The organism is Pedobacter sp. AC402, assembly GCF_979252805.1.
This window is the reverse complement of the sequence record NZ_CEEDAI010000018.1, coordinates 74,971-99,840: the sequence shown is the minus strand read 5'-3', so window position 1 is coordinate 99,840 and position 24,870 is coordinate 74,971. Positions and strand designations below refer to the sequence as shown.

The window sequence follows — 24,870 nt, the reverse complement described above, 5'->3', positions numbered from 1 at the left end:
CTTATATTACTTGGTTCAGTTATATGAAGCCGATATTAACCAGGTCTACCTCGCTAACACCACTGGTTTTCGCATTTATCGTGAAACGCTTTCGCGTTTTTCGTGCGCCGCTGATCTGGCCACGCAACTTATGACGGATAGAAATGGCCCCTGCTGCGATATCTACAATCATTTTAGGAATAAAATATGGATTGAACCTTGGCGTACCATCTCCCTTTGGCGAAATTCGAAATTTCATCAAGGAAAGTTTTCAATCCACCTATGCCTGCACCCCAGATAACTCCGATCCGGTTGGTATCTAATTTTTCAAAATCAAAACCACCATCCTTCACAGCCTCATCTGTTGCTACAAGAGCATATTGTACAAACGGATCAAGCTTGCGGGCTTCCTTTTTCTCCAAAAAATCTTCAGGATTAAAGTTTTTTACCTCACAAGCGAATTTGGTTTTGGACTTTTCAGTGTCAAAACCCTTAATAGGAGCAGCGCCACTCACCCCGTTAGTCAATCCTTCCCAAAAATCGGGAACATTATTGCCTATAGGAGTGAGCGCACCAGACCCTGTACTACTACTCTTTTAATTCCATTTATACTGAAAAAGCGTAATTCTATTTAACGTTTTTTTCCAAATAAGCAATCGCTTGACCAACTGTACCGATGGTTTCAGCCTGATCATCAGGAATAGCTACATTGAATTCTTTTTCAAATTCCATAATCAACTCTACGGTATCTAAAGAATCTGCACCTAAATCGTTGGTGAATGAAGCCTCTGGCGTAACTTCGCTTTCGTCAACACCTAGTTTTTCTACGATAATAGCCTTAACTCTTGAAGCAATATCAGACATAATTTTATAATTTAATGGTTAAATAATTCTGTGCAAAGAAAAATAAATTCTCACAATTTTCAAATGTTTTTATTTCGATACGTAATTTTGGTATCTCAATAACACAGCGAATATAGATTCGTTTTTAATTTCGTTCTGTAAATAATTTATTTCGCTTTGAATAGAACTTACCTAAAACTTACCTTAGACCTTGATTTTATACTGATTGCAATCACCAGCCCTTAAAAGACTATGTGCTTTGCCACAAAATTAATACCCGATTAAATACACAATTTGAGAAAATAGACGACCACGAAATATTTTTAATATCGATGAACCTGCCTGGTCGTTCTCTAAATATTACTTTTATTGAAGGCGGGAGAGGTAGAATACTACTTAATTTGCAATAAAAGCAGTGATGGTTTCTTAATTCCTGAGATGAACAAAGTAGATTTTTTTATCATAATTAAAGAATTTATTGATAAGGAAGATTTGGATTATCTGATCAACGGATTGAATAAACTGCCTGATATACAGGTGGCTGCGAAGATTGATCCGACTAAGTTAAAGAGTAAGGAGAATTTGGTAATATAAAAATTATGTACTTGGTGTATTAAATACACTATATTTGACGGTTACAAACAAAGAACAAAAGAACAAAATATATAAAATTTAATGCAGTTTGATTATTTTAGATAATAATTATGCTTTCTTAAACTGCATTGCTAAAATCAATTAATTAAATGAAACCTTTTCATTCGAGAACTAAAATTGTTGCCACGCTTGGGCCTGCGTCAGCAAAACCAGATGTATTATATAGTATGTTTAATGCAGGTTTAGATGTTTGCCGCCTAAACTTTTCGCACGGATCACAAGCAGATCACCAGGCGGTTTTGGATACCATCCGCGATTTAAACAAAAAATACGATTATAATGTAGGTATCCTTGCCGATTTACAAGGACCAAAAATTCGTATTGGTTTAGTAAAAGAAGGTGGTATTAACCTGATTAATGGCAAAACCACTGTAATTACCACCAGCGAATGCATTGGTAACGAAGAACGCATTTACATTACTTATCAAAACTTCCCTCTAGGATGCTTCTCAGGCAGGCGAAATTATCCTTTTGGATGATGGAAAACTGCAAATGAAAGTAATTTCTACCAATTTAAAAGATGAGGTGGTTTGCGAGATTGTTCACGGTGGTATTTTAACTTCAAGAAAAGGTGTAAACACTTCCAAATACTAAAGTTTCTATCCCTTCATTAACGCCTGAAGACCGCGAAAATTTAGAATTTGTTCTGGAAAATGATGTAGAATGGATCGGCTTATCTTTCGTGCGTAAAGCAGAAGATATCATCGAACTTAAAAAAATAATTGCCGAACGTGGTAAAACTGCCCGTGTAATTGCTAAAATTGAAAAACCGGAAGCCATTGCAAATATCGATGAGATTATTGCAGTTACAGATGGTACTATGGTTGCCCGTGGCGATTTAGGTGTTGAATGTCCGATGGAAGAAGTTCCATTGTTCACAGAAAATGAATTATAGCAAATGAGAAAGCAGCTTCTAAGCCAGTGATTGTAGCAACACAAATGTTAGAAAGTATGATCACTACACCTCGCCCAACACGTGCTGAGGTGAATGATGTGGCTAACTCTGTTTTGGATGGTGCTGATGCTGTGATGTTAAGTGGAGAAACTTCGGTTGGAGAATTTCCATTGATCGTAATCGAAACCATGCAAAAAATTATTCAAAACATTGAGCAGAACAACTATCCGTTCAATCCTGATAAGTTTTTAAAACCAAAATCGCCATCTTTCTTAAGTGATGCAATTTGTGATTCAGCTTGTTTCTTAGCTAAACAAACCAATGCTGTAGGTATTGTTTCGATGACTTTAAGCGGGTACACTGCTTTCGAAATTTCAAGTCACCGCCCAGAAGCTTTAACCTTTATTTTTACCAGCAACAGGGCTTTATTAAATGCAGTGAGCTTACTTTGGGCGTAAGGGGTTTCTTCTACGATAAGTGGGAAAGTACCGATAACACCATCATTGAGGTGAATGAATTTTTGAAGAGCAAAAAACTGGTTAAACAAGGCGATATCATCATCAATACAGCTGCTATCCCGATGGAAGCAAAAGGTAAAACCAATATGTTAAAAATTACAGTTGTTGACTAATTAAAAACAACTGTCGAAATACTATAAATGCTTCCTATAATTGGGAAGCATTTTTTTTGCTTGCTATTTTGCACTTTTTATTGATCTTTTTAACGTTGATATCAACAAAAAATATATTTTTGCAATCCATTCGGAGAGGTGTCAGAGTGGTCGATCGAGCACGCTTGGAAAGCGTGTGTACTGCAAGGTACCGCGGGTTCGAAATCCGCCCTCTCCGCCAAAATGGTTAAAAATCCTATCAAAAGCCTGGTAAGTTAAATGCTTATCGGGCTTTTTTGTGATCTGAAATGGTAAATATTTTCCATATCTGGAACATCACATCGTATTCTTTACGGTAAATAAAAATTGCATTGGCTTTAAGTTAATTGTGAGAAAGCCCGAATTAATTTGTTTGGTTCCTTAGTATCCGCTCCTCTACACCTTATGCCTAATTTGTATCACGATTAATACCTGTCATTTCCTAAAACAGTATTATTTTTATCGCAAGATTAACTAACATGATAAATAAATATTGGCTTACCGTAACGGCCTGTGCTTTGGCCATTACCGCAAATGCGCAGCAGAAAGCCCTAACAGTAAAAAGATTACGAAAGGGCCGAAAGTTTTATGGCTTATAATACGGCAAAATACATCGATCACGCAAGTGTACAGCCAAATTGGTTGGATGGTGATAAATCTTGGTATAGCACTAAAACCGATGGTACAGAACAAACTTTTTTAGTAGATCCATTAAAGAAAAGCAAAACCTTAACTACCGAATATAAAGGCGGCGCAATGCCATCCCGTAGAGGTGGAGGCCGCAATGAGGTTGTATCTCCCGACGGAAAAAAATCCATATTAATTAAAGATTATAACCTGTTTGTTAAAGATATAGCTTCAGGAAAAGTAACGCAATTAACAACCGATGGCGTTAAAGATTATGGTTATGCTACTGATAATGCAGGTTCGAAACATAGCGATGCCCCAATTTTGCGCTGGTCTCCTGATTCAAAAAAAATAGCTACTTTTCGACAAGAATACAACGCAATTCATCTGATATGTATCTGGTAACCACCAATGTTGGTGCACCTGTGTTAAAAGCCTGGAAATATCCATTACCTGGCGATAAGCAGATTGCCACCATCCGTAGAGTGGTTGTTGATGTAGAAAACCCTAAAGTGGTTTCACTTAACATTCCTGCAGATCAGCATCGTGCTACGCTCAGCGATGATATTTCGAGCAGTGGTACTTTTGATGATATCGACTGGAAGGCCGATGGATCAGAAGTTGCTTTCGTATCGACTTCAAGAGACCATAAAAATGAAAAGTTCCGTATTGCAAACGCAACTACAGGTGCTGTTAGAGAGGTTTTTGAAGAAACCGTTGAAACACAGTTCGAATCGGGTCAGGGTGCAATCAACTGGCGTTATCTTCCTGCTTCAAAAGAAATTATCTGGTATTCGGAAAGGGATAATTGGGGTCACCTTTATCTGTATGATGCCACAAATGGTAAAGTAAAAAATCAAATCACCAAAGGTGATTTTGTAGTGCTACCCGATTGCTTAAAGTGGATGAAAAAACGCGTACACTTTATTTGCTATTGCAAACGGTCAGGATAAAATAAATCGCATATTTTGGTCATTTATACAAAAATTGGTTTTGATGGCAAAAAGCTTACCGATTTAACACCAGAAAACGGAAATCATATCGTTTCATTCTCTCCATCAGAAAAATATTTTATCGACAGCTATTCACAGCCAAACGTACCAATATGTTACCGTATTTAAAAGTTTGGATGGAAAACTAATTACAGAATTAGAAAAAGCAGATGTTACCAGACTTGCCGCTACAGGCTGGAAAGCTCCAACTCCGGTTTCAGTTAAGGCAAAAGATGGTAAAACTGATATTTACCGGGTTGGTTTTTACGCCAACTAAAATGGATGCCAATCAGAAATATCCGGTTATCGATTATATTTATCCAGGGCCGCAGGGTGGTAGCGTAGGTAGCTGGGCTTTTTCTGCTTCCAGAGGCGATAATCAGGCTTTAGCCGAACTCGGCTTTATTGTGGTGGTAATTGAAGGTACCAGTAATCCAGACCGTTCTAAAAGTTTTCATGATATGAGCTATGGCAATATGGCCGAAAACACATTACCTGATCAGATTTCGGCAATCAAACAGCTTGCGGCTAAATATCCAATTGATACCACTAAAGTTGGCATATGGGGCCATTCGGGTGGTGGCTTTGCTACTGCGACGGCAATGTTCCGTTATCCGGATTTTTTTAAAGTAGGAATTGCTGAATCTGGAAACCACGACAATAGAAACTACGAGGACGATTGGGGCGAACGTTACAATGGTTTAGTAGAAAATGCTGATTACGAAGAACAAGCCAATCAGAATTATGCTAAAAACCTGAAAGGAAAGCTAATGCTTGTGCATGGTATGATGGACGATAACGTGCCACCTTACAATACTTTATTGGTTGTAGAGGCATTGGAAAAGGCAAACAAATCTTTCGATCTGGTTATATTTCCAAATAGTGCGCATGGTTATGGAGCTTATTCACCATATATGATGCGCCGCCGTTGGGATTATTTTGTACAACATCTTTTAGGTGCCGAACCACCTAAAGATTACCAGATGAAAGGCCCAACAGCAAAATAAATTTTTTAAGAGCAACTTTAACAGGTTGCTCTTTTTGTATCTTGTATTAAACAATGCGGGTATTTTAACAGTTTAATTTCAAAAAACAATTTCATGGGAAAAACCAGAGGTCAAAATAACGTAATTATAACCGGTACAACCGGAATGGTTGGCGAAGGAGTATTAATGAAATGCTTGGAAAATCCTGAAATTGATTCCATTTTGGTAGTAAACCGCAAACCATGTGGTTATGTACATCCAAAATTAAAGGAGATTATCCATTCTGATTTTTTCGACTTTTCAGCGATTGAGAATGAGCTTTCGGGTTACAATTCATGCTTTTTCTGCTTAGGAATTACATCAGTAGGCGTAGATAATGATACCTATTTTAAAATGACTTATACTTTAACGATGCATGTTGCTAAAACACTGAGCAGGCTGAATGAAGGTATGACTTTTTGTTATGTATCCGGAGGTGGAACCAACGCAAACGGAAGATTAAAATGGGCACAGGTAAAAGGAAAAACAGAGAATGATTTAATGGCATTGCCTTTTGAGCAGGTGTACAATTTCAGGCCCGGTTTTATTAAGCCTTTGCCAAATCAAAAATATGCCCACAAGTTTTATAAATATATCAATTGGATGTTTCCTTTAGGGCGGGCTGTTTATCCAGATGGGTTTTGTACCATGGCTGAGCTTGGCCAGGCGATGATTAATACCTTAAGTCATAACAACCAAAGGAGAATTTTAGAAGGAAAGGATATTATTGCCCTTGCTAAAGAATAAGCCCAGGAGTAATAGTTCCTGGGCTTATCTTAATCAGCAGATTAGGCACTTGGTTTAGGTTAGTTGATTATTTTAGGTTTTTTTAATATAAAGCGGCTATTGCATTTTTATCTTTTGTAGATAGTACGCTTGCGCCACTACCGCATTGCCCTCCATTCATTAGTGAAGAAGCATCAGTTCCTGATACACCTGGTACAGGTACACCAGGAGTTTTTTCGCCTGCTGATGACCAGTTGGTATGACGAAGTGATATGTTATGGCCAAATTCGTGACAAATTGTTCTGGCACGTTGCGCGAATGAATTACTTGCAATTGCATTTTTGTTGATTCTAATTAATGAGCCAGCTTTTCCATCAACCGGAAATTCACCCATACCGCATGTTACAAAACCGGGAGCACTCTCCAAAACTTCGTTTTTAATGAGTATATCATAAGGTGCGGTAGTTACAACGTTCAGTCGCAAGGTAGAATTTGGTACAGCATTCCATTGAGCAAGTGCATTGTTAATTTCACTTAACATTGATGTCATCGAAGGATCAACAAAAACCCTTATATTCAGCTTATTGGTGCTATTTACAATCGTTCCCGAATAATACTGCTCCGTACCTACACCTGCATTTGAAGGTACTTTCATGTCTTTAGAAAATGATATATCTTCTTCAACAAGATAAAACGAGCCTTTATCTATAATGCTGGTTTCCGGAAAGCCAAGATTTTAATGTATTGTAGCACCTTGTCTGAGTTTTTTACCGTTTCTTGTGGTGCTGTAGTCGTTTCTGGATTTTTTTTACAAGCAGCAATGATCAGTGCCACCATCGCAATAACTGCGGTCATTTTTAGTTTGTTTTTCATAAGTTTAAGTTAGTTAGTCCTAATAGCTGATGAAACAAATGTAATGTAAGATGTTACAATCTGATATCCGTTTATCTGATTTTTACACGAAAACTAACTTAAATCGGTATGTATTAGTTTAAATACATTATTATATCTTAAAATTTACACGAAACCAATTTTGTTGTTTAAGAATGTTTATCTATGCTAAACATTGTGGAGATTCATTTTACATGTATATGGGATAAAACATAATGATGGCCTGTGGTATCGATAGGTAATCTTCAGGAAACAGATAAGTATTATAAATGAAAAAAGGCTTGTCGGTAGGGTATTTATTAATACCGCCCGACAAGCCTAAATAACTTGAAAAATAATTGATATTAAAATAGATTATTTCTTGTTATCGTATTTTCTTTGATTGTCTTTATTAGATGTTTGATCAGACCGTTGGCCGCCGCCATTTGTGATCCCTTGCATTTTTTTATCAGTTTTAAAGTCGTGGTTAGCCCTATCGGCTATTGAACTTCCCTGAACGGTTGGATTGTTTTTTGGTGTGCTCGTATTTTTCATAACTGTAAAATTTAGTGAATAATAATGCGGAGCGCTGTAATAACAACCAATGTAATGCTAAATATGTTTTAATTTTTTGAATTTGCTCGTCATTTAAAGCGAAGTGCAACGGAGTAGCGCAATCTAAGTAAATAGATCTCCCCATTCCACTACAGTTTATATAACGATTTTGCCTTAATACAATAAAAATATAGTTGGCTTTTTATGAAGATCAATTTCCTCTTTGCGCCAGTTGTAAACACTCTGGGTTTTTATAAATTCATCTTCAGCAGTAAGGTTACTGGCCACACAAACCTGTGTATTGGGTTTACAGCTTTTCAGTACCTCTTCAAAAAGCTGGTTGTTGCGAAAAGGTGTTTCGATAAAAATCTGTGTTTGCTTATATCGGCTGGCAGATAAATCCAGATCTTTGATTCTTTTGGTACGTTGCTCTTTATCTATAGGTAAATAACCCCAAAAAGCAAAACTTTGCCCATTAAAACCTGAAGCCATTAAAGCCAATAATATCGAACTAGGGCCTACCAATGGCACAACCTTAATACCACGTTTATGTGCTTCAGCAACAATATCGGCACCAGGATCGGCAATGCCAGGGCAGCCTGCTTCACTCATAAGCCCTACATCTTTTCCGGCGGCAAGCTCAACAAAAAACTGACCCAGATCTGTACGGTTATGTTTACCATAATCATGTACAATTAAATCTTTCTGTGGCGTTTTTAAACCCGCTTCTTTTAAAAAGCGACGGGCTGTCTTACTGTTTTCTACAATGTAGGTATCAATCTGATTAATGGTATCAACCAAATAAGGGGTAAATGTTTTGTGTGCTACCTCTTCTGCCAATGGTACGGGAATAAGGTATAAAGTGCCTTTTTGCATGGTGCAAAAATACTTACAATAAATAGAATTTAAGTTTTAAAGTTTACTTCAATGGCAATATAATCTCTTTTATAAATAAAGGTGTAGCAAATATTATTTCTAACTGACTAATTTTCTGCACAATTAAACTTGGCTTAAAACGTTAAATATAAGTTAAATATGCCTTGCAGGGCAATATTTGGATGAAAATGCAAAAACTATGCATGCATATTAAACCTTCTATAATTTTGGTTCTCTAATTGATACACACACATTAGGTTATTAAAATAAACACACAAATGAAAACACTGAAATCTACGGCACTTGTGCTGGGGCTCTTTGCGCTCCTTGCCGGAACCACAACCCTTGTCAGGGCACAAGACTATCAAAACGATTACCAGGATGATGGTTATAGCACTGGCAATGTTTCTTTACAAACTTTTTATGATGAACTCTCTCCTTATGGCACGTGGATTCAGGATCCTCAATACGGATATGTTTGGCGCCCTGATGTAGATCAGAACGAATTCAGACCGTATTATACCAACGGACGGTGGGCGATGACAGAATACGGTAATACCTGGGTTTCCAACTACAATTGGGGATGGGCACCTTTCCACTACGGCCGTTGGGTAATTAACAGCTACAGGCAATGGATTTGGTTACCTGATACCAATTGGGGGCCAGCATGGGTTGATTGGAGAAGTGGAGATGGTTATTATGGATGGGCACCAATGGCCCCAAGTATCAGCATTAACCTGAGTTTTGGCCGTCGCTATTCAGTACCAGAATTTTGCTGGAATTTTATTCCGCAGCGCAACATTTACATCAATACATTCCCTAGGTATGATTATGGAAGAAATAATGTATATATCCGCAATACCACAATCATCAATAATACTTATGTATATAACAGAAGGAATTATTATGGCGGACCAAGGATTGAAGACATCAGACGTGCAACCAATAGAGATGTAACCGTTTACAGATACGCACAAGGATCAAGACCAGGTGCCAGCAGAATTAACAGCAGGGAAGTATCTATTTACAGACCAAGGCCTGAGCGTAATGCTGATAACCGCAGTGCAGCACCTAGAAAATTTGAACAAGGTAATGCAGGTTTTAGCAGAGGCGGCAGAAATGAAGGTTATACCAATCGCGATCAAAGGGGCGGGAATCCCAATAATAATGATAACCGTTTTGGATCAAGAGATAACCGAATTACGCAACCCGATCGCGGCAATGGCAATGGAGGAAGAGATAACAATAATCAGCCAAATAACAGAGGTGAGGCTTACAATAGGGATGCAAATGGACGCATTAGCCGTAACAATCCAAATGGTGTTGAAGGAAGAAACGGACAGGAAAATATAAACCGTGGCCAGGATCAGCAAAGATTTGACCAGATGAGACAACAGCGAGCACAGCAAGACCGTATGAGTCAGGATCAGCAACGTGCGCAACGCGATGTTCAAGGGCAGCAACGCGGTCAGGTAGATCAACAGCAACGTGCGGCTCAAATGGATCAACAAAGAGCACAACGCAATGAGCAGATGCAACAGCAACGTGCACAGCAGGCTCAGGGGCAACAACAAGAAAGAGCGCAGCGTGATGCCCAGGTGCAGCAGCAACGTAATGAGCAAATGCAACAGCAACGTACGCAACAAGCCCAGGCACAACAACAAGAGCGTGCACAACGTGATGCCCAGGTGCAACAGCAACGTAATGAGCAAATGCAGCAACGTACGCAACAAGCCCAGGCACAACAACAAGAGCGTGCACAACGTGATGCCCAGGTTCAGCAACAACGCAATGAGCAAATGCAGCAGCAACGTGCTCAACAGGCGCAAGCGCAACAACAGGAAAGGGCTCAGCGTGATGCCCAGGCTCAACAGCAACGTGCTCAACAGGCACAACAACAACAACAAGAGCGTGCTCAACGCGATGCTCAAGTACAACAACAAAGAGCACAGCAACAGCAGCAACAACAACAACAAAGACAGGAGCAAAGAAGAGAAGCACCGCAACAACAAAGAGGCGGTGGTGAAAGTGGAAGGCCATCAAGAGGAGGCAGAGGATAAATAAAAAAGTCCCGATGAAAATCGGGACTTTTTTATCTAAAAGATATTTGTCTTTTTGAAGCCTAAAATGGAGAGATCGTTTTCGGCTACGTTGCGCCCCGTTCGAAATGACAATTGCTTGGGGATTGAAAATTGCATATGGCTTTGTTTTTCGAACTATAATGTTTTTAACTAATCTTCAAAGCAAAAAAACTAAATTACTGACCTGCTGCTGCATGAAGATTACTTAAATCTGTTCCTCGGAAAGTGCTCCCGGCTTCTGGATGGAGGTTTTCAGGATCCAATAGAAAGGTGCTTATACCCAGCTCCAATCCAAATTTAATTTCAGATTCCGCATCATCACCTATAATTAAAATATTGTCTGTATTCAGGTTATATTGTTCAATTAATAATTTAAAGGCTTCCTTTTTATTAGTAGTTGAAACATCTACAACATGCACCTTTTCAAAATCGTCGGCAATGCCGAGCATCTTCACTTTTGATTTTTGCTGTTTCTCAAAACCAGCGGTTACAATAAATTTTTTCCCTTTAAGGCTTTTAATATAATGGTAATCATCACTTGGTTTTAAAGGTTGTGTAACTTCCCTGCTTTGTAAGTAAGCAAGTATATCAGGCATTAATTCTTCTTTAAACTTATATTTTTTGGCAACTTTTTGAAATGGTGTTCTTAACATCTCTTTTTTCGCGAGTTGAAAATCTTCATCACTGATTCCTAAATCTAAATTCTCTAAAAAATGGTATAATTCGCCCATTAATTGCGCCTCATTCGGTTTGGTAAAGTAAATGGTATTGTCCAGATCGATAAAAAATATATGCTTCATGTAAATGGAATGATTTATGTTGTAATAAAACCAAAACAACAAGTGCGAATTAATGTTTAATTATTTAAAGACTTAAAGTTATGACAAAGGAAACAAAAATTATAGTAGGCGTACTGGCTGGAGCAGCACTTGGTGCAACAATCGCATTGGCGTTATCTTCAGATTCGACAAGTGATTTAAAAGGTAAAGTATCTGATTTCTTTGCCGATTTATTAGATGCTTCTAAAGATAAATTAGCAGGCTTGGCGGATAAAGCTACAGGAGTTGCAGATAAGGTGAAAGATAAAATAGCAGATATAAACGCTTAAAGAATTGGAAATGCCGGAAATATCCGGCATTTTTATTCTAATAATATTCTAACCATTTTTAAATGAACATTGCTTTTCATGGTGCAGCCCGAACTGTTACGGGAAGTAAGCACCTTATTACCTTAAAAAACGGCACTCAAATTTTATTAGACTGTGGCTTATTTCAAGGAATGGGCCGAGTTACCGATAAATTAAATGATTTTTTCGGCTTCGATCCTAAAAAAGTTACCTACGTAGTTTTATCCCATGCACATATAGATCATTGTGGTTTATTGCCAAAATTGGTTGCTGATGGTTTTGAAGGAAAAATTTTCTGTACTGCCGCAACCATGGATCTTGCCCGTATCTTAATGATGGATTCTGCAAAAATACAGATGCAGGATGCTGAGTTCTCCAACCGCCATCTACACAAAGGTGAAGAAATGGAAGAGGCACTTTACACTGATGATGATGTTACAAAAACAGTTGGTTTGATGAAAATTGTGGAGTATGAACAAGATTTTGAGATCGAATCAGGAATCCGCTTAAAGTTTACCGATGCTGGCCATATTTTGGGTAGTGCTGCGGTTCATCTTACTATTTCAGAAGACGGAAAACCAATACGGATTACATTTTCTGGAGATGTTGGCCGTTATGGCGATTTACTTTTAAAAAGTCCGCAACAGTTTGATCAGGCTGATTATATTTTAATGGAATCTACCTATGGCGATTCGTTGCATAAAGATCTCGATCCGATAGAAGATCTTCTTTTGGAAATTATCAACAATACCTGTAAAGTGAAAAAAGGCAAAGTAATCATCCCAGCTTTTGCTGTTGGCCGTACACAAGAGCTACTTTATGCTTTAAACGGTTTAGAATTAAAAGGAAAATTGCCTGATATTCCTTATTATGTAGATAGTCCACTATCTTCAAAGGCGACAGAAATTCTAAAAAAGCATCCTGAAGTATACAACAATGGAGTAAAAGATACTTTAAAAATCGATCATGATGTATTTGCTTTTAAAGGCTTGCGTTTTATCGAAAGCGTGGAGGAATCAAAAGCATTAAATGATGATCCTCGGCCCTGTGTAATTATTTCTGCATCGGGAATGGCAGAAGCAGGTCGAGTAAAACATCACATCAGAAACAATATCGGGAATCAGAAAAATACCATTTTAATGGTGGGATACTGTGAACCCAATTCGCTTGGTGGTAAATTAATTGCCGGGCAAAAAGTGGTTGAAATTTTTAAAGAAGAACTTGATGTAAAAGCCGAAGTCCGCTCAATAAAATCGATGAGTGCACATGGCGATTACGAAGATTTGCTGCACTTTTTATCATGTCAAGACCCAGCCAAAGTAAAACAGCTGTTTTTGGTACATGGCGAATATGAAGTACAACAGCATTTTGCAGGCAGGTTAAAAGATAAAGGCTTTAAACATGTTGCCATACCAGAATATCATCAGGTATTTGAAATTGAATAATTTAATATAGTTAATTGAATTTGTTGGACGGCCACTTTAAAGCGAGTATAGCGAGTGAGAAATCTAAAATATAGGTTTCCATTCATGTTCATAATTACAAAATCCAACCAATAGTAATGCGCGAGATTAATGGTATGTTAAAACTACGGAGCTAACGATTTTTCTCAATGTTTTAAGCTTTCCTCCTATCTTTGCCTTATGGATGTTTTTGGTAAGGCGTTAACAGATATTTACAGAACTGGCGAAGCAGATACACTTTGGTTGCACAATTCTTATGGCGAACCGGAGGAGATGCCATTGGAATTTTTCTTTCGTGATGATGAAGATATGCCTGTTTTAGAGCTTCAGGCTTTACACATGTGCCAAGGGAAAGTGTTGGATATTGGTGCCGGGGTTGGTAGTCATGCCTTACTTTTGCAGGCTTTTAACATTGATGTTACCGCCATTGATATCTCAGAAGCCGCTGTAAATATCATGAAAGATCGTGGCGTAAAAAAAGCACTACTTCAGGATGTTTTTGCCTATCAAGAAAAATTCGATACCATTATTATGTTAATGAACGGCATCGGCCTTACCGGAACATTACCTGGTTTTAAAGATTTTTTGATCAAGTTGAGGGATCTTATCACACCTGGCGGACAAGTAATTTTTGATTCTTCAGATATTGCTTATTTGTACGAAGATGTGCCGAAGCCTCATAACCAATATTACGGCGAGGTATCCTATCAATATGAATATAAAGGCGAAAAAGGCAACTGGTTCAACTGGGTTTATGTTGATGAAGAAACCATTAAACGTATTGCCAAAGAAACTGGATGGGATACAGAAATGATTTTTGATGATGGAGAAGATCAGTATTTGGTAAAATTGACTTTGGCGCAATAATTTAAAAGTCATAAAGCTTTTCATGATTATATTTTAAATCAACAGCCTTTTAGCTTTGTTTAATAAGCATATGAACAATATGAAAATTAAATTGAGCGTTTTAGATCAATCTCCTGTACGTAAAGGCGTAAATGCCCGGAGGGCGATTGAAGAAACCACTATTCTTGCACAAGAAACTGAACGGTTGGGTTATCATCGTTTTTGGGTTTCCGAACACCATAACAGCACCAGCTTAGCTGGTTCTACTCCCGAAATTTTAATTGCCCATTTGGCCAACCATACTAAAACTTTAAGAATTGGTTCGGGAGGCATTATGCTGCCGAACCACAGTGCATTAAAAGTTGCAGAAAGTTTCCGTTTGTTGGAAGTAATGCATCCCAACCGGATTGATTTGGGAATGGGCAGGGCACCCGGTACCGACCGGATTACGGCCTCAATGCTTAATCCATCAAATAATTGGAGCGAACAGGATTTTGTAGAGCAACTGCGCGAATTGCAACATTATTTACACGATACATCAGACGGTGGCATTCAGGCCAGGATAAAAGCCATACCAATTTCAGAAACTGTCCCTACACAATGGCTGCTGAGCAGTAGCGGCCAAAGCGCATTGTTTTCTGCACATTTTGGAATGGGTTTCTCTTTTGCGCATTTTATTAATCCAAATGGCGGGCCTCAGGCTGTTCAATATTATCGTGAGCACTTTAAGCCCTCAGTTGATCTTGCCCAGCCTGTAGAAAATGTGGCACTTCATGTTTTTTGTTCAGATGATGAAGAAAAGGTAAAACAACAGGAAGCCTTAATGGGTTACCGGTTTTTGCAGCTTGAAAAAGGTAAAGGATTGCCTGCAGTTGGCTGGGATGATATTAAAGCGGTAAGTTATAATGCGGCAGAGCAGGAGCGCATTAATGCCAATAAGCAGCGGATGATTTACGGTACACCTGAAGTAATTAAAGAGCGGCTTACTCAACTGGCAGTTGAATATGATGTGAACGAACTGATGGCTGTTACCATTACCGAACATTTTGAGGATAGGGTAAAATCATATGAGCTTTTGGCAGATTTATTTCAGTAAAAACGCATTAGTGCCTAGGCTTTTGTTTTAACAAACCAAAAAAAGAAGATTTTGTGGTCTGTGGAGACACAGACCACGGAGATCTTTATTGCTATAATCTACTTCTCGGAATAACGTATTAGTGCCTAGGCTTTTTTTTTAATAAACCATATTTAATAATCAAAGAATGTGAAATTTTGTGGTCTGTGGAGACACAGACCACGGAGATCTTTATTGCAATAAACTACTTCTCAGAATAACGCGTTAATACTCTGGCTTTTGTTTTAACAAACCATATTTAATAATCAAAGAATGTGAAATTTTGTGGTCTGTGGAGACACAGACCACGGAGATTATTACTACTATGCCTAGTTACCCTAAATAACCCTTTAATGCCAAGTTCTGTGTTTCCACTGACCATTATTAAAGGGGTTAAAAATTAAAAAATGTTTGTCTACCGCCAACTTTCTGACCAAAGTTTTGAATGTTATAGGTAAGGGTTAGCATGCCGTATCTACCAAGATTATTACTTTGTGTATCGATAACACTATTTCCGGTAATCTGAATATTCCTGCGTACATTACTCTGCAAGATGTCATTCACAGAGAATTTCAATTGTGCCCTGTCGTTTTTCATAAACAGATATGTAAGTGCAGCATTCCAGTATTTAATGTTGTTGTTATATCCGGCAACTTTTTGGCCGTTTATTGTTAATGAATAACTGGTTTCGAATACCAGTTTTTTGGGGTAACGGATAATAAGCTCAGAAGTACTTTGATGCGTATTGTAGCTTACGTTGGTATAATAAGGATCATCGTATGTGCTACGGTTAAGGCTTATTGAGTACGACTGGTTAATTTCTACTTTATCATTCAGGTTTAACCTAACACTTCCGTTAGGGCCTACATAAAATACATTGGCATCGCTTTCTATATTGTTCACTATAACAGGGCTGTGGTCATAATTGGCCCAAAAGCCTAAGCCTACTTTGATGCTGGTTTTATCCTTTTTAAAATCTTTTGAAATATTGGCTCCACCACTAAAATTATAAATACCATTTTTATTGATCGGATAAACTGTTTGCACACCATCTTTTATGTTAACTGAATTAACAATACCATTTTTTGTAAAATTGCCATAGCCGTATAAATTGTAGTTAATCATGCTTTTTGGGTCGTATTTATACATATTCATGCTTAAACCCTGATTTCGGGCAGGTAACAGATTCGGGTTTCCGTTTCTGATGTAAAATGCGTTTGTATTATCGGCAACTGGTTGAAGATAGCTTACATTTGGCTCGGTAAAACGTGCAGAATAGTTAAAACGGAATATTTTATATTTCAGCTGAAATGTTGGCCACATAAAATTATAACGCTGATTAATGTCTGCACTATTGGTGAAACGGTTATTTAATGAAATGTAATTGTGAACAAGCCCTGGCTGTAAATAAAGATCTTTAGTTACTTTGTACCCTAAACTGATGTTTGTATTGGTTTTAAAACCAGCCTGTTTAACTGTTTGCGTTAAATTTGGAATTACAATATCGTAAAGTTGGTTGGCAGGATTGCGGTAAAAAGTACTTAGTGCGTTTTCGCTATTGATGAGGTTTCCGCTTACATCTGCTTTAAAGTTCAGTTTTTTGGTAATCGGTTCAGTATAATTGCCATAAAAATACCCTCTGAAGTTATCGATAGTGTTGTTTCTTAACTGATCAATCTCTGAAGTAGAAGGTGTGAGGTAAAAAACGCTATTGCTTTTATTGTAATTGATAATCGGATTTGGTGTTGCAGAAATATCAGTTCCCAGGTTAAAAGATCTGCCTGCTTTTTTAAAATCCTTACTAAAATCGGCCCTCAATTGATATTTATTGTTCCCGGTATTAAGGTCGTTCAAATTTGCAAGGGCATTGATTACCTGGTTATTCGCATTATTGTTGCGGGTATAAACCGTGCTTACCGAATTATTGGAGCTAAGCACAATTGCCGGTTCAATTGTTAGTTGAGTTAGAGAGTCGATCTGCCAGTCAAGTTTTCCTCCAATATTATGCTTAAGGATAAGAGCAGTGGTATTTTCGTTAGCGTTTGTAATCAACCGATCTGTGCCTAGCGTTTGGTTGGTGTTGGTTAACTTTTCTAACAGGTTATCAGAACGGCCGAAAAAATATTGTGTATTGATTTTGATTCCCTTTTTGGTTAAAGTATTAAAATTAAAACCACCACCTGACGAAGTTTGAACGCCATTGTAGCTACCTCCGAAATTAATGCCATTAAATTCAAAATATCCACCAGAGGTCATCATCATTGAATTTACACCACTTCTGCCAAATCCACCAATACGTTGTACATCATTTGGATTAAATCCTGGCTGATTGATGTTATTTGCGTAAGCCAGAATACTTACCTGCGTCGTATCCCTAAAAAAATTCATTAATCCACCGGCCTGATAAAGATCTTTTAATCCTCCACCTGCATATAATTTGCCAAAAGCCCCTTTTTTAATGGCTTTTTTTAATTTTAAGTTAATTATTTGCGGTATTTCAGCTGCTGCTAAGTCCGGATCGCGCCTTTTAGCTTGTTTATCGTCTACCACCTGTACCTTATCAATAATATTTGCCGGAAGGTTTTTGGTCGCTATTTGCTGGTCTCCGCCAAAAAACTCCTTTCCATCTACCAAAATTTTGCTAACAGCCTTTCCGTTAACCTGGATAGAACCGTCGGCTGCAATGGCAACACCCGGAAGTTTTTTTAGTAAATCTTCTACCACTGCAGAAGGTAGGGTTTTAAACGATTCGGCATTAAACTCAATCGTATCTTTACGAACAATAACGGGTGGCCTTTCTCCCGAAATAACCACTTCATTTAAATCATTGGCCTTGGTAGAAAGATAAAGCGTACCCAGGTTTAATGCAGGGTTAGTGGCAGTAAGTTCTACTTCTTTTCGGTAGGTTCCGTATTGCCAGGCAGTTACCACCAAACGGTATTTAATGCCAATGGTTAAGCCATTTATTTTGAAAATGCCCTTATCATCTGATAGTTTGTAGGTACTCAGTAAACTATCACCAGCCTTATAAACAGAAACAGTAGCATAATTTAAGGTAGTTTTGTGATTGGCACTATCCGCTAAAATTCCGGTAATGCTTCCGTTTTTTTGTGCAAACAGGTTCGAAATAAGTAAGGTTAAGGCGAATGAAAGTATAAGTTTCTTCATGTATGTTTTTTAGATGAATAGCCTAAAGTATTGGCTATTTTTTTTAGGGATAAATAAATGTGATGAACGCTATAAAAAATGTGATGGATGATGAATAAAGCAATTTATCAGTAGACGCATAAAGGACTTAAATGTTGCATCAACTGAAACGATAACTAAATCTTTAGGTAAAAGTAAAACAGTTGAATGCTTTTTGCAAATACGCACAAAAAAATTACAATAAAAAAAGAGACGCTATCATAATTATAGATTTGTCGTCCCTGGGTTTTATGATGGGCTGAAAATACCTGTTACGGTGTTTCGGCAGCACAACCTGATATGACCTCTGGAGAAAATCGCTTTATGATAGCGTCTCTTAATACGATTTAGTAAGTTTAGTGGAGATCGTTATAATTCACAATTTTAACTTCAGGGTTTTTTGCTAAAATTTCTTCCATCCATTTTCGGTGCGATGCGCCAACTCCTACAACTACCCTTTTTGCATTTTTGGTTTTTGCCTGTTCGATGATGTTTTTGCACATGCCTTCATTTCTTAACGTCCATTGTGCTATCATATCTTTTACTCCTTCAGTAGGGAAACCCGCATAACCATAAAAGTTACGGCCTCCATAAAAATTCCAGGCTTCATCCAAGGCACCGTATTTTACGGAGTTCATGCCAGCATAGGGATCGGCATTGAAAACCTTTGATTCATCATCGCTGTAAGCCCAATATTTCTCTATGGCTTTAACTGTAGCTGCTTCTGGCGATGTAGTGTCGGCTTTCCCTTTGCCAATTAAAATTTTGTATAGCGAATCTGTTTTGCCCCAGGCCTCATTCCATGGTTTATCATACGTCTGGCAATCCATATTGTAAATCCGATCTTGTTTTAACTGGTAAATAAGTGGAAAGTAGATTTTGCTATATTCACTTCCTGCTCTGTAAAATCCCTTTTTCTTTAATGAATCGGTATTGCCGAACATCTTAGCGTATTCTGCCTGCTCTTCTTTACCGAAACTAGGTTTCATGTAATTTTCGAGTACAAAAATTTGGTAATCAGCATTTCCTCTGTCCCAGTTTTTGGTATAATTAATCGCTAAGTTCATCCTGGTTTTATGGTAGTAGGCAAATGAGGAGAGGGCTTTTTGACCTTTTTTAATCTGTGCATCAAGGTTTTTTGGAGATTCGGGATTTAATTTTTCTAAATAATCATGTCCTTTTCTAAATGATTTTTTTGCCCAATGGCTTTCTTCCAATTTAGCGTAATCGCCACTTGGCAGGTATTCGCCAAAAACCATATCCGGTTTAAAATTTTTAAGTTTATCAATTATGGCCTGAAAATTTTGTGTTGATTTAGAATTGTCGTGGGAAGAGCCAACAATTACAATTTCGATCTGGTTTTGAGCATTGGATTTAACTGCAACAGTAATTAACAATAAAAATGCAAGGCTAAGTTTTTGTATAGTTCTCATGGTTGTTTCGTTTTTGTTGATTCAAAGATGAGCATACACGCTTTGCTGCTAAATTTATTTATCCCAACGGTTTAAAATATTATCCCAATCAGAAAAAAATCGATTTCAATGGTTGGGTATTCGAAATTATGGGTTTGCATAACGATTTCAAGCTTTCGTCCTGCAAAAGAAGCTATTCCATTAGTTTTTGGTTAAAACCAACGATTAATTTAAAAAGATTTTTATAAGCTGTAAGCGGCAAAGTTTCCGGTTTATCGAATACATCGTGGTAGGCCGGCGGACCGCCCTTTGTGTAAATAAAAAATGCGGGAACACCTTTTTCGGTGAAGAAATAATGATCGCTGTTAGCTGCCTTGCCTCTTGAATTTATTTTAGAAATATAATGGTTTTGATTATTTATAGCATTGAGTTGGCTAAACGCTTTTGGATAAACTGATGCATTAACAACTGTCATGCCTGCATCGCCGGTGCCCACTAAATCTAAATTAATGAGAAATTTAATTTTGCTTAATGGGACTAATGGATTTTCGACAAAATACCTTGATCCTAATAAACCTGCTTCTTCGGCAGCAAAACAAATAAAACCAATAGAATAGGGTTGCGGATGCACCGCGTAATATTTGGCAAGGCTTAATAAAGTTGCCACACCTGCAGCATTATCATTGGCACCAGGGAAATAGGTGTCGGCACCCAATCCACCCAAATGGTCGTAATGGGCAGTAATAATTAGTAAAGAATCGGGAAATTTAGTTCCTTTTACAAAACCACAAACATTAGCTGCATCAAAGTAGGGAATAAATTTATTTTCGATCTCAACACTGATTTTTTTTGGCAGGGTTGTAAAATATTTTTTGTTGACTTGAATAATTGTCGAAGTTCCTAATTCTGTAGCTACAGACCACGTGAGTTTATCTTTTAATACAACTTGTAAATACGGTGATGCTTGATAATTAAGGCTATCGATTTGAGTTAAGTTTGCGGTTTGCTTAATGCCCGGACTTTCATTGTTTACAATAAAATCTTTACCAGGAATAAGTTTCTGGCCGTTAATGGCTAAGCTCATTTTTGCTGGAAAGGTATTAACCGAGAAATTAAAATGTTGGTTATATGTAGTTCCCATTGGCAATAAGCCAATTTTACTGTATGCTGCGGTAAGGTAGTCTGCGGCTTTTTTCATTCCATCTTTTGTGTAACCTCTGCCCCAAAATTGTTTTGAAGTGAGTGTGTTAATTACATTTCTGGTGTAGGTAGAATCTTGTGCAGAACAATTAATTGTCAGAAATAAAAAGAAGATGAAGCCACATTTTTTCATTCCGAAATTTAGTAAAATAAATTAGTTGTCAAACCTTGTAGATTTTTGAAAGCTACGAGGTTTTGCATAAAAAATGGTTGATGCTAACAGCCTTAACCGTTAATCATCAACCATCAATATAATGAATTGATTTTACTTTACCAGGTATGGCTGTAAAGCAGTTTTAATTTTCTCTTTGTTTTGGCTTACCGTCCATTTTTCTTTAATAGATTGATCTCCCAAACTAAAAAGTGTTTCGTAAAGTAATTTGCCATTGGCCATTGTTTGAACTTTAAACGTGTTTTTCGAACCAATAATATCAGCCCACACCCCACGAACATCAGCCCAATAGGCATGCTGGTTCGCCCACCATTTTTGCGCATAGGCGAAAGTTTTAGGGTCTATTTTTGTAAATTCTTCATATCCTTTTTCAACTGCCAGTAATTTATCTCCATTGGCAGCACGTACAATTTTTCTATTGTCTTGCTCAAACATCCATCCGTTTTTGGTAATGGTAATCCGGCTGCCCCTGTTGAGTACGTTATAATCTTTACGTACTGTAGATTCTCTTCTTGGCAGGGGCGAATCTGTTTCGCTCGACCATGAATCATGTCCGCCAACATGGCTCCAGGTTCCATAACCCTGGTAGCGTGGACTATCATCTACCTGGTAAACTTTTTGCGTCCATTTGCCTTTTACATCAGCCGGGGTTAAGTTCCCTTTTTTCCACGCATTGCCCTCGGTATAAAGCATAATATCGGTATCCTCATAGGTCCAATCCTGGCGCCAGTGCTTAATTACCGTCGTATCATTAATGGCCAGCATGTGCTGGATAACAATGCGTTTAGGTTCGTCTACAATAATCTCTGCCCATTCGTTGCAATGACTTTCATAAGGTTTGCTGAATTTGTAATTTGGATCAGGAGAGGTAACTTCTCCATAATTAAAGTTTACTTCATAAAAACCAGCTAAAGATTTTATTGCTTTTCTATCTTTTTCAAATTTTTCTTCCGGGCTTTCTACTTTTGTTTGAGCGGTTGCATTAAAGGTGAATAAACCTGTTAATACAACAATGAAATTTACAATTTTCATATTATTCAGTTGGTTTTTAAGTATTACGCTGTTGCGGATTTTTTTTTCTTCTTTCCTTTGCCCCACCAGATGATAAACCCGGTAACCGGCAAACTTGCTGCAATTAAACTGGCAAAAAATGCCATTATTTTTCCTGGTAAGCCCAAAATGGCCCCCACGTGGATGTCGTAATTCATTCCAATTACTGTTTCACCTCCATTTTTTTCAGATTGATTGGTTCTATGCAATAATTTACCAGAATACTGATCAAACTGAAGCACGTCATAATTCCAATAGGTTTCTTCTCCACGGTAACCTGAAGCATAAATGGTTGCGGTGCCTCCGCTAGCAGGCGACATGCCAATACGGTCTTCATTTTTAAAAATTTCTTTTGCCTTATCGAAAGCAACATCAAAGGGAATGGATTTGGTACTTTTTGTGGAGTCGGATTTAACCTCTACCACTTTTGGCGGTGTTACACTCCCTGAAGCCACTACATAAACAGTATTCTGGAACCATTGAAATGACCATACCATACCTGTTAAGGCCAGCATAAGGCAGATTAGCATTACATAAAAGCCAAGTACATTATGCATGTCGTAATTAATGCGTTTAAATTTTGCTTTCCATTTTACCTTAAAACTTTTATCGAAATTTGATTTTTTAAGGTTTTTAGGCCACCACATTACCATACCTGAAATAAGTAGGAATACAAATATGAAGGTAGACCATCCAATTACCTGCTGCCCAATGGGATGATTGATCAGCAAACTCCAATGGATCATTTTTACTACGGCAAAAAATTCATATTTATGGTCGGCAACCAGGGTTACTTTACCTGTGTATGGATTTACCAATACCAGATCATAATAATCAATAGAATCGAAATACCAGAAAGCTTTAGGATTGCCCGCTTTGTAGGTGCCGAATTCCCAGGCCCTTTCTGGCGATTTATAGGCAGAAATAAAACTGATTTTCTTATTGTTTCCCAAAGCTTTTTCGGCATTTGCCTGTAGTAAACTTAAGGGTAAGGTTTTCGCATCGGCAGGTACCTCAACAAAATATGCTTTGCGATGAATCAGCTCTGTAATTTCTTTCTGAAAAACATAAATGCATCCGGTAATACCCAACATCAACACAATTAAACCAGATGCAATACCTAGCCACAGGTGCAGCCAGTCGCTTATCCGCCTTAAACGCGATTTCTTGTTTTTAGATTGATTTGGACTTTTTGTTATTGCCATTAGCAAGCTGTGGAATGTAAAACCAACTGAATTTTATGATCAGTTGGTTTTGCCTATTGTAAAAATTATAACTACTTAACTTCAGTAGTATAGGTTACTAAATGCCAAACTTTATCATAGTCTTTCCCATTTAATTTTCCTGGGTTTTTCTCTTCAGTAAATGCCTCAAAGAAGTAATTTCCTTTTTGCTCGGGTTTAAAAGTAAACTTTCCATCCGCATCTGTTTCGGTAGGTTGTGCTTTACGGTCAGTATTAACAACAGTCAATTTTTGTTTTGCAAAAGGAGTTTTGTTGTAAATTACCTGATGAATTGATGTTTCACCTACTTTTAAAGTATGTTTATCTGGCCGTATGGTTAACGCCGCTGTTAAGGGATAAACCGTATTTATTTTCGCATTTCCTACTGCTACATCGGCAAATGCATAATATTCTATTTTGGCTTTTTCATAAATATCAGCTACCCCATGTACAACAGATAGTTTATAAGAGCCATCCTGATCAGGAGTAAAACTAGCTTTAAAAAAACGAACATCAGGTGTACTTGTTAATACGGTAGTGGTTCCATTTGGAGCTGTTAAAACCAAGCTGAATGCTTTTAGGTTACTGAACCATTTGGCTGCAGAATCGGGTTCGTTGCTTTCGTATTCGCCAAAAAAAACTTTCACTTCCTGTGCTTGTCCTTTTTTACCAGTTGATGCAGTTTCTATCCATAAAGCATGTGCAAATGCGTTGGAGATGCCAAACGCTAAAAAGAAGAATAATAATGAGATTTTCGTTTTCATGTTTTCCGTTTTAGGGGTTAAATCATGGGAAACTGATCTGATCCAGTTTCCCATGATGGATTTTAATTAAAATTTGTAGGCTATACTTACTCTGTAATTTCTTGGTGCTTCAGCTTGCCATGAGTAAACTGCCTGATCGTAGTTGGGTGCGTTCCAATAATTGGTATAATAAGCACCGCTATATAAATACTTATCTAAAATGTTAAATACATTAGCAGTTACCTTTATTTTTTTGTTGGCCCAAAATAAACCACCGTCTAATTTAAAGTAGTCAGGCAGATTTTCATTGGCGTTTTCTCCGCTATATGTGCCAACCGCTCTGCCTGCCAGGTAGGTAAATCCTCCAGAAATACCCGCACCTTTAAGCAGGCCGTTTTGCAATGAATAGGTTAACCATGCATTGGTGGTATGTTTGGAGAAACCCGGTACAACCTGGCCTACAAAAACACCTGATACCCCATCTGCAACTTTGGTTACTTTACCATCTGTGTAAGCGTAATTTGCAATCAGGTTTAAGCCTTTTGCTAATTCTCCACGCAAAT

23 protein-coding genes, 1 tRNA gene and 3 pseudogenes are annotated in these 24,870 nt (G+C 37.7%); 13 read left to right on the top strand and 14 right to left on the bottom strand.

Annotated features, from left to right (window positions below; all coding sequences use genetic code 11):
• Positions 1-118: 118 nt before the first annotated feature.
• Together AC0IWE_RS26860 and AC0IWE_RS26855 are read right to left on the bottom strand one after the other, a co-directional pair.
• Positions 119-539, bottom strand: a pseudogene (locus AC0IWE_RS26860) (beta-ketoacyl synthase N-terminal-like domain-containing protein); the annotation flags it as partial.
• Positions 540-606: 67 nt separating this feature from the next.
• Positions 607-843 carry an acyl carrier protein gene (locus AC0IWE_RS26855; protein WP_008508386.1) on the bottom strand — a complete coding sequence of 79 codons (237 nt, stop codon included), beginning with the start codon at positions 841-843 and terminating at the stop codon, positions 607-609.
• A 348-nt stretch (positions 844-1,191) separates the two neighbouring features.
• Between AC0IWE_RS26855 and AC0IWE_RS26850 the strand changes: the two genes are divergently transcribed.
• The 8 genes and pseudogenes from AC0IWE_RS26850 (at position 1,192) to AC0IWE_RS26815 (ending at position 6,411) form a co-directional block, all read left to right on the top strand.
• Complete coding sequence (locus AC0IWE_RS26850; protein WP_471795443.1) at positions 1,192-1,416, top strand: IPExxxVDY family protein; 225 nt, start codon at positions 1,192-1,194, stop codon at positions 1,414-1,416.
• 149 nt (positions 1,417-1,565) lie between these two features.
• Positions 1,566-3,002: pseudogene (gene pyk / locus AC0IWE_RS26845) on the top strand (pyruvate kinase).
• 132 nt (positions 3,003-3,134) lie between these two features.
• Positions 3,135-3,222 (top strand) — tRNA-Ser (locus tag AC0IWE_RS26840).
• A 386-nt stretch (positions 3,223-3,608) separates the two neighbouring features.
• Positions 3,609-4,052, top strand: coding sequence for a DPP IV N-terminal domain-containing protein (locus AC0IWE_RS26835; RefSeq protein ID WP_471795442.1), 444 nt, complete (start codon positions 3,609-3,611; stop codon positions 4,050-4,052).
• Positions 4,040-4,768: pseudogene (locus tag AC0IWE_RS26830) on the top strand (DPP IV N-terminal domain-containing protein). Before AC0IWE_RS26835 ends, AC0IWE_RS26830 begins: the two are co-directional and overlap by 13 nt.
• 4 nt (positions 4,769-4,772) lie before the next feature.
• On the top strand, positions 4,773-4,916 hold the full coding sequence (locus tag AC0IWE_RS26825; protein WP_471795441.1) for a hypothetical protein: 144 nt from the start codon (positions 4,773-4,775) through the stop codon (positions 4,914-4,916).
• Positions 4,873-5,646, top strand: coding sequence for an alpha/beta hydrolase family protein (locus tag AC0IWE_RS26820; protein ID WP_471795440.1), 774 nt, complete (start codon positions 4,873-4,875; stop codon positions 5,644-5,646). The genes AC0IWE_RS26825 and AC0IWE_RS26820 overlap by 44 nt, the downstream gene beginning before the upstream one ends.
• Positions 5,647-5,739: 93 nt before the next feature.
• A complete protein-coding gene (locus tag AC0IWE_RS26815) occupies positions 5,740-6,411 on the top strand; it encodes a Rossmann-fold NAD(P)-binding domain-containing protein (protein WP_471795439.1) in 672 nt (223 codons plus the stop codon).
• A gap of 82 nt (positions 6,412-6,493) precedes the next feature.
• On the opposite strand, the gene AC0IWE_RS26810 is transcribed toward AC0IWE_RS26815, so the two are convergent.
• The 4 genes from AC0IWE_RS26810 to AC0IWE_RS26795 all read right to left on the bottom strand — a co-directional run bounded on the left by AC0IWE_RS26810 (position 6,494) and on the right by AC0IWE_RS26795 (position 8,691).
• Positions 6,494-7,045 (bottom strand): M57 family metalloprotease, encoded by a 552-nt coding sequence (locus AC0IWE_RS26810; RefSeq protein WP_471795438.1) that lies wholly within the window; start codon positions 7,043-7,045, stop codon positions 6,494-6,496.
• A 50-nt stretch (positions 7,046-7,095) separates the two neighbouring features.
• Positions 7,096-7,263, bottom strand: coding sequence for a hypothetical protein (locus AC0IWE_RS26805; RefSeq protein WP_471795437.1), 168 nt, complete (start codon positions 7,261-7,263; stop codon positions 7,096-7,098).
• Between the two features lie 372 nt (positions 7,264-7,635).
• The gene (locus AC0IWE_RS26800; protein WP_055913183.1) at positions 7,636-7,815 is read right to left on the bottom strand and encodes a hypothetical protein; all 180 of its coding nucleotides are present in this window, start codon (positions 7,813-7,815) and stop codon (positions 7,636-7,638) included.
• A gap of 174 nt (positions 7,816-7,989) precedes the next feature.
• Positions 7,990-8,691 (bottom strand): SAM-dependent methyltransferase, encoded by a 702-nt coding sequence (locus tag AC0IWE_RS26795; RefSeq protein ID WP_055913180.1) that lies wholly within the window; start codon positions 8,689-8,691, stop codon positions 7,990-7,992.
• Between the two features lie 278 nt (positions 8,692-8,969).
• On the opposite strand from AC0IWE_RS26795, the gene AC0IWE_RS26790 reads away from it, so the two are divergent.
• A complete protein-coding gene (locus AC0IWE_RS26790) occupies positions 8,970-10,751 on the top strand; it encodes a DUF6600 domain-containing protein (protein ID WP_471795436.1) in 1,782 nt (593 codons plus the stop codon).
• A gap of 197 nt (positions 10,752-10,948) precedes the next feature.
• Here the strand turns inward: AC0IWE_RS26790 and AC0IWE_RS26785 are convergent, their stop codons facing one another.
• The gene (locus AC0IWE_RS26785; protein WP_471795435.1) at positions 10,949-11,572 is read right to left on the bottom strand and encodes an HAD family hydrolase; all 624 of its coding nucleotides are present in this window, start codon (positions 11,570-11,572) and stop codon (positions 10,949-10,951) included.
• 80 nt (positions 11,573-11,652) lie between these two features.
• Between AC0IWE_RS26785 and AC0IWE_RS26780 the strand changes: the two genes are divergently transcribed.
• The 4 genes from AC0IWE_RS26780 (at position 11,653) to AC0IWE_RS26765 (ending at position 15,303) form a co-directional block, all read left to right on the top strand.
• Positions 11,653-11,880, top strand: coding sequence for a YtxH domain-containing protein (locus AC0IWE_RS26780; RefSeq protein ID WP_055913171.1), 228 nt, complete (start codon positions 11,653-11,655; stop codon positions 11,878-11,880).
• Positions 11,881-11,942: 62 nt separating this feature from the next.
• Positions 11,943-13,343 (top strand): MBL fold metallo-hydrolase RNA specificity domain-containing protein, encoded by a 1,401-nt coding sequence (locus AC0IWE_RS26775; RefSeq protein WP_471795434.1) that lies wholly within the window; start codon positions 11,943-11,945, stop codon positions 13,341-13,343.
• A 198-nt stretch (positions 13,344-13,541) separates the two neighbouring features.
• Positions 13,542-14,228, top strand: coding sequence for a class I SAM-dependent methyltransferase (locus AC0IWE_RS26770; RefSeq protein ID WP_471795433.1), 687 nt, complete (start codon positions 13,542-13,544; stop codon positions 14,226-14,228).
• A gap of 79 nt (positions 14,229-14,307) precedes the next feature.
• Positions 14,308-15,303, top strand: a complete 996-nt coding sequence (locus AC0IWE_RS26765; RefSeq protein ID WP_055913162.1) for an LLM class flavin-dependent oxidoreductase — start codon at positions 14,308-14,310, stop codon at positions 15,301-15,303.
• A gap of 411 nt (positions 15,304-15,714) precedes the next feature.
• On the opposite strand, the gene AC0IWE_RS26760 is transcribed toward AC0IWE_RS26765, so the two are convergent.
• The 7 genes from AC0IWE_RS26760 to AC0IWE_RS26730 form a co-directional block, all read right to left on the bottom strand.
• A complete protein-coding gene (locus AC0IWE_RS26760; RefSeq protein WP_471795432.1) occupies positions 15,715-18,489 on the bottom strand; it encodes an outer membrane beta-barrel protein in 2,775 nt (924 codons plus the stop codon).
• Between the two features lie 374 nt (positions 18,490-18,863).
• Positions 18,864-19,940, bottom strand: coding sequence for a DUF5694 domain-containing protein (locus AC0IWE_RS26755; RefSeq protein WP_471795431.1), 1,077 nt, complete (start codon positions 19,938-19,940; stop codon positions 18,864-18,866).
• A 172-nt stretch (positions 19,941-20,112) separates the two neighbouring features.
• Entirely contained in the window at positions 20,113-21,252 is a 1,140-nt protein-coding gene (locus tag AC0IWE_RS26750) for a M28 family metallopeptidase (RefSeq protein WP_471795430.1), read from the bottom strand.
• 132 nt (positions 21,253-21,384) lie between these two features.
• Entirely contained in the window at positions 21,385-22,323 is a 939-nt protein-coding gene (locus AC0IWE_RS26745; RefSeq protein ID WP_471795429.1) for a DUF6607 family protein, read from the bottom strand.
• Between the two features lie 23 nt (positions 22,324-22,346).
• A complete protein-coding gene (locus AC0IWE_RS26740) occupies positions 22,347-23,546 on the bottom strand; it encodes a PepSY-associated TM helix domain-containing protein (RefSeq protein ID WP_471795428.1) in 1,200 nt (399 codons plus the stop codon).
• A 71-nt stretch (positions 23,547-23,617) separates the two neighbouring features.
• Positions 23,618-24,328 (bottom strand): DUF4198 domain-containing protein, encoded by a 711-nt coding sequence (locus AC0IWE_RS26735; protein ID WP_471795427.1) that lies wholly within the window; start codon positions 24,326-24,328, stop codon positions 23,618-23,620.
• Between the two features lie 66 nt (positions 24,329-24,394).
• Positions 24,395-24,868 (bottom strand): hypothetical protein, encoded by a 474-nt coding sequence (locus AC0IWE_RS26730; protein ID WP_471795426.1) that lies wholly within the window; start codon positions 24,866-24,868, stop codon positions 24,395-24,397.
• Positions 24,869-24,870 lie beyond the last annotated feature (2 nt).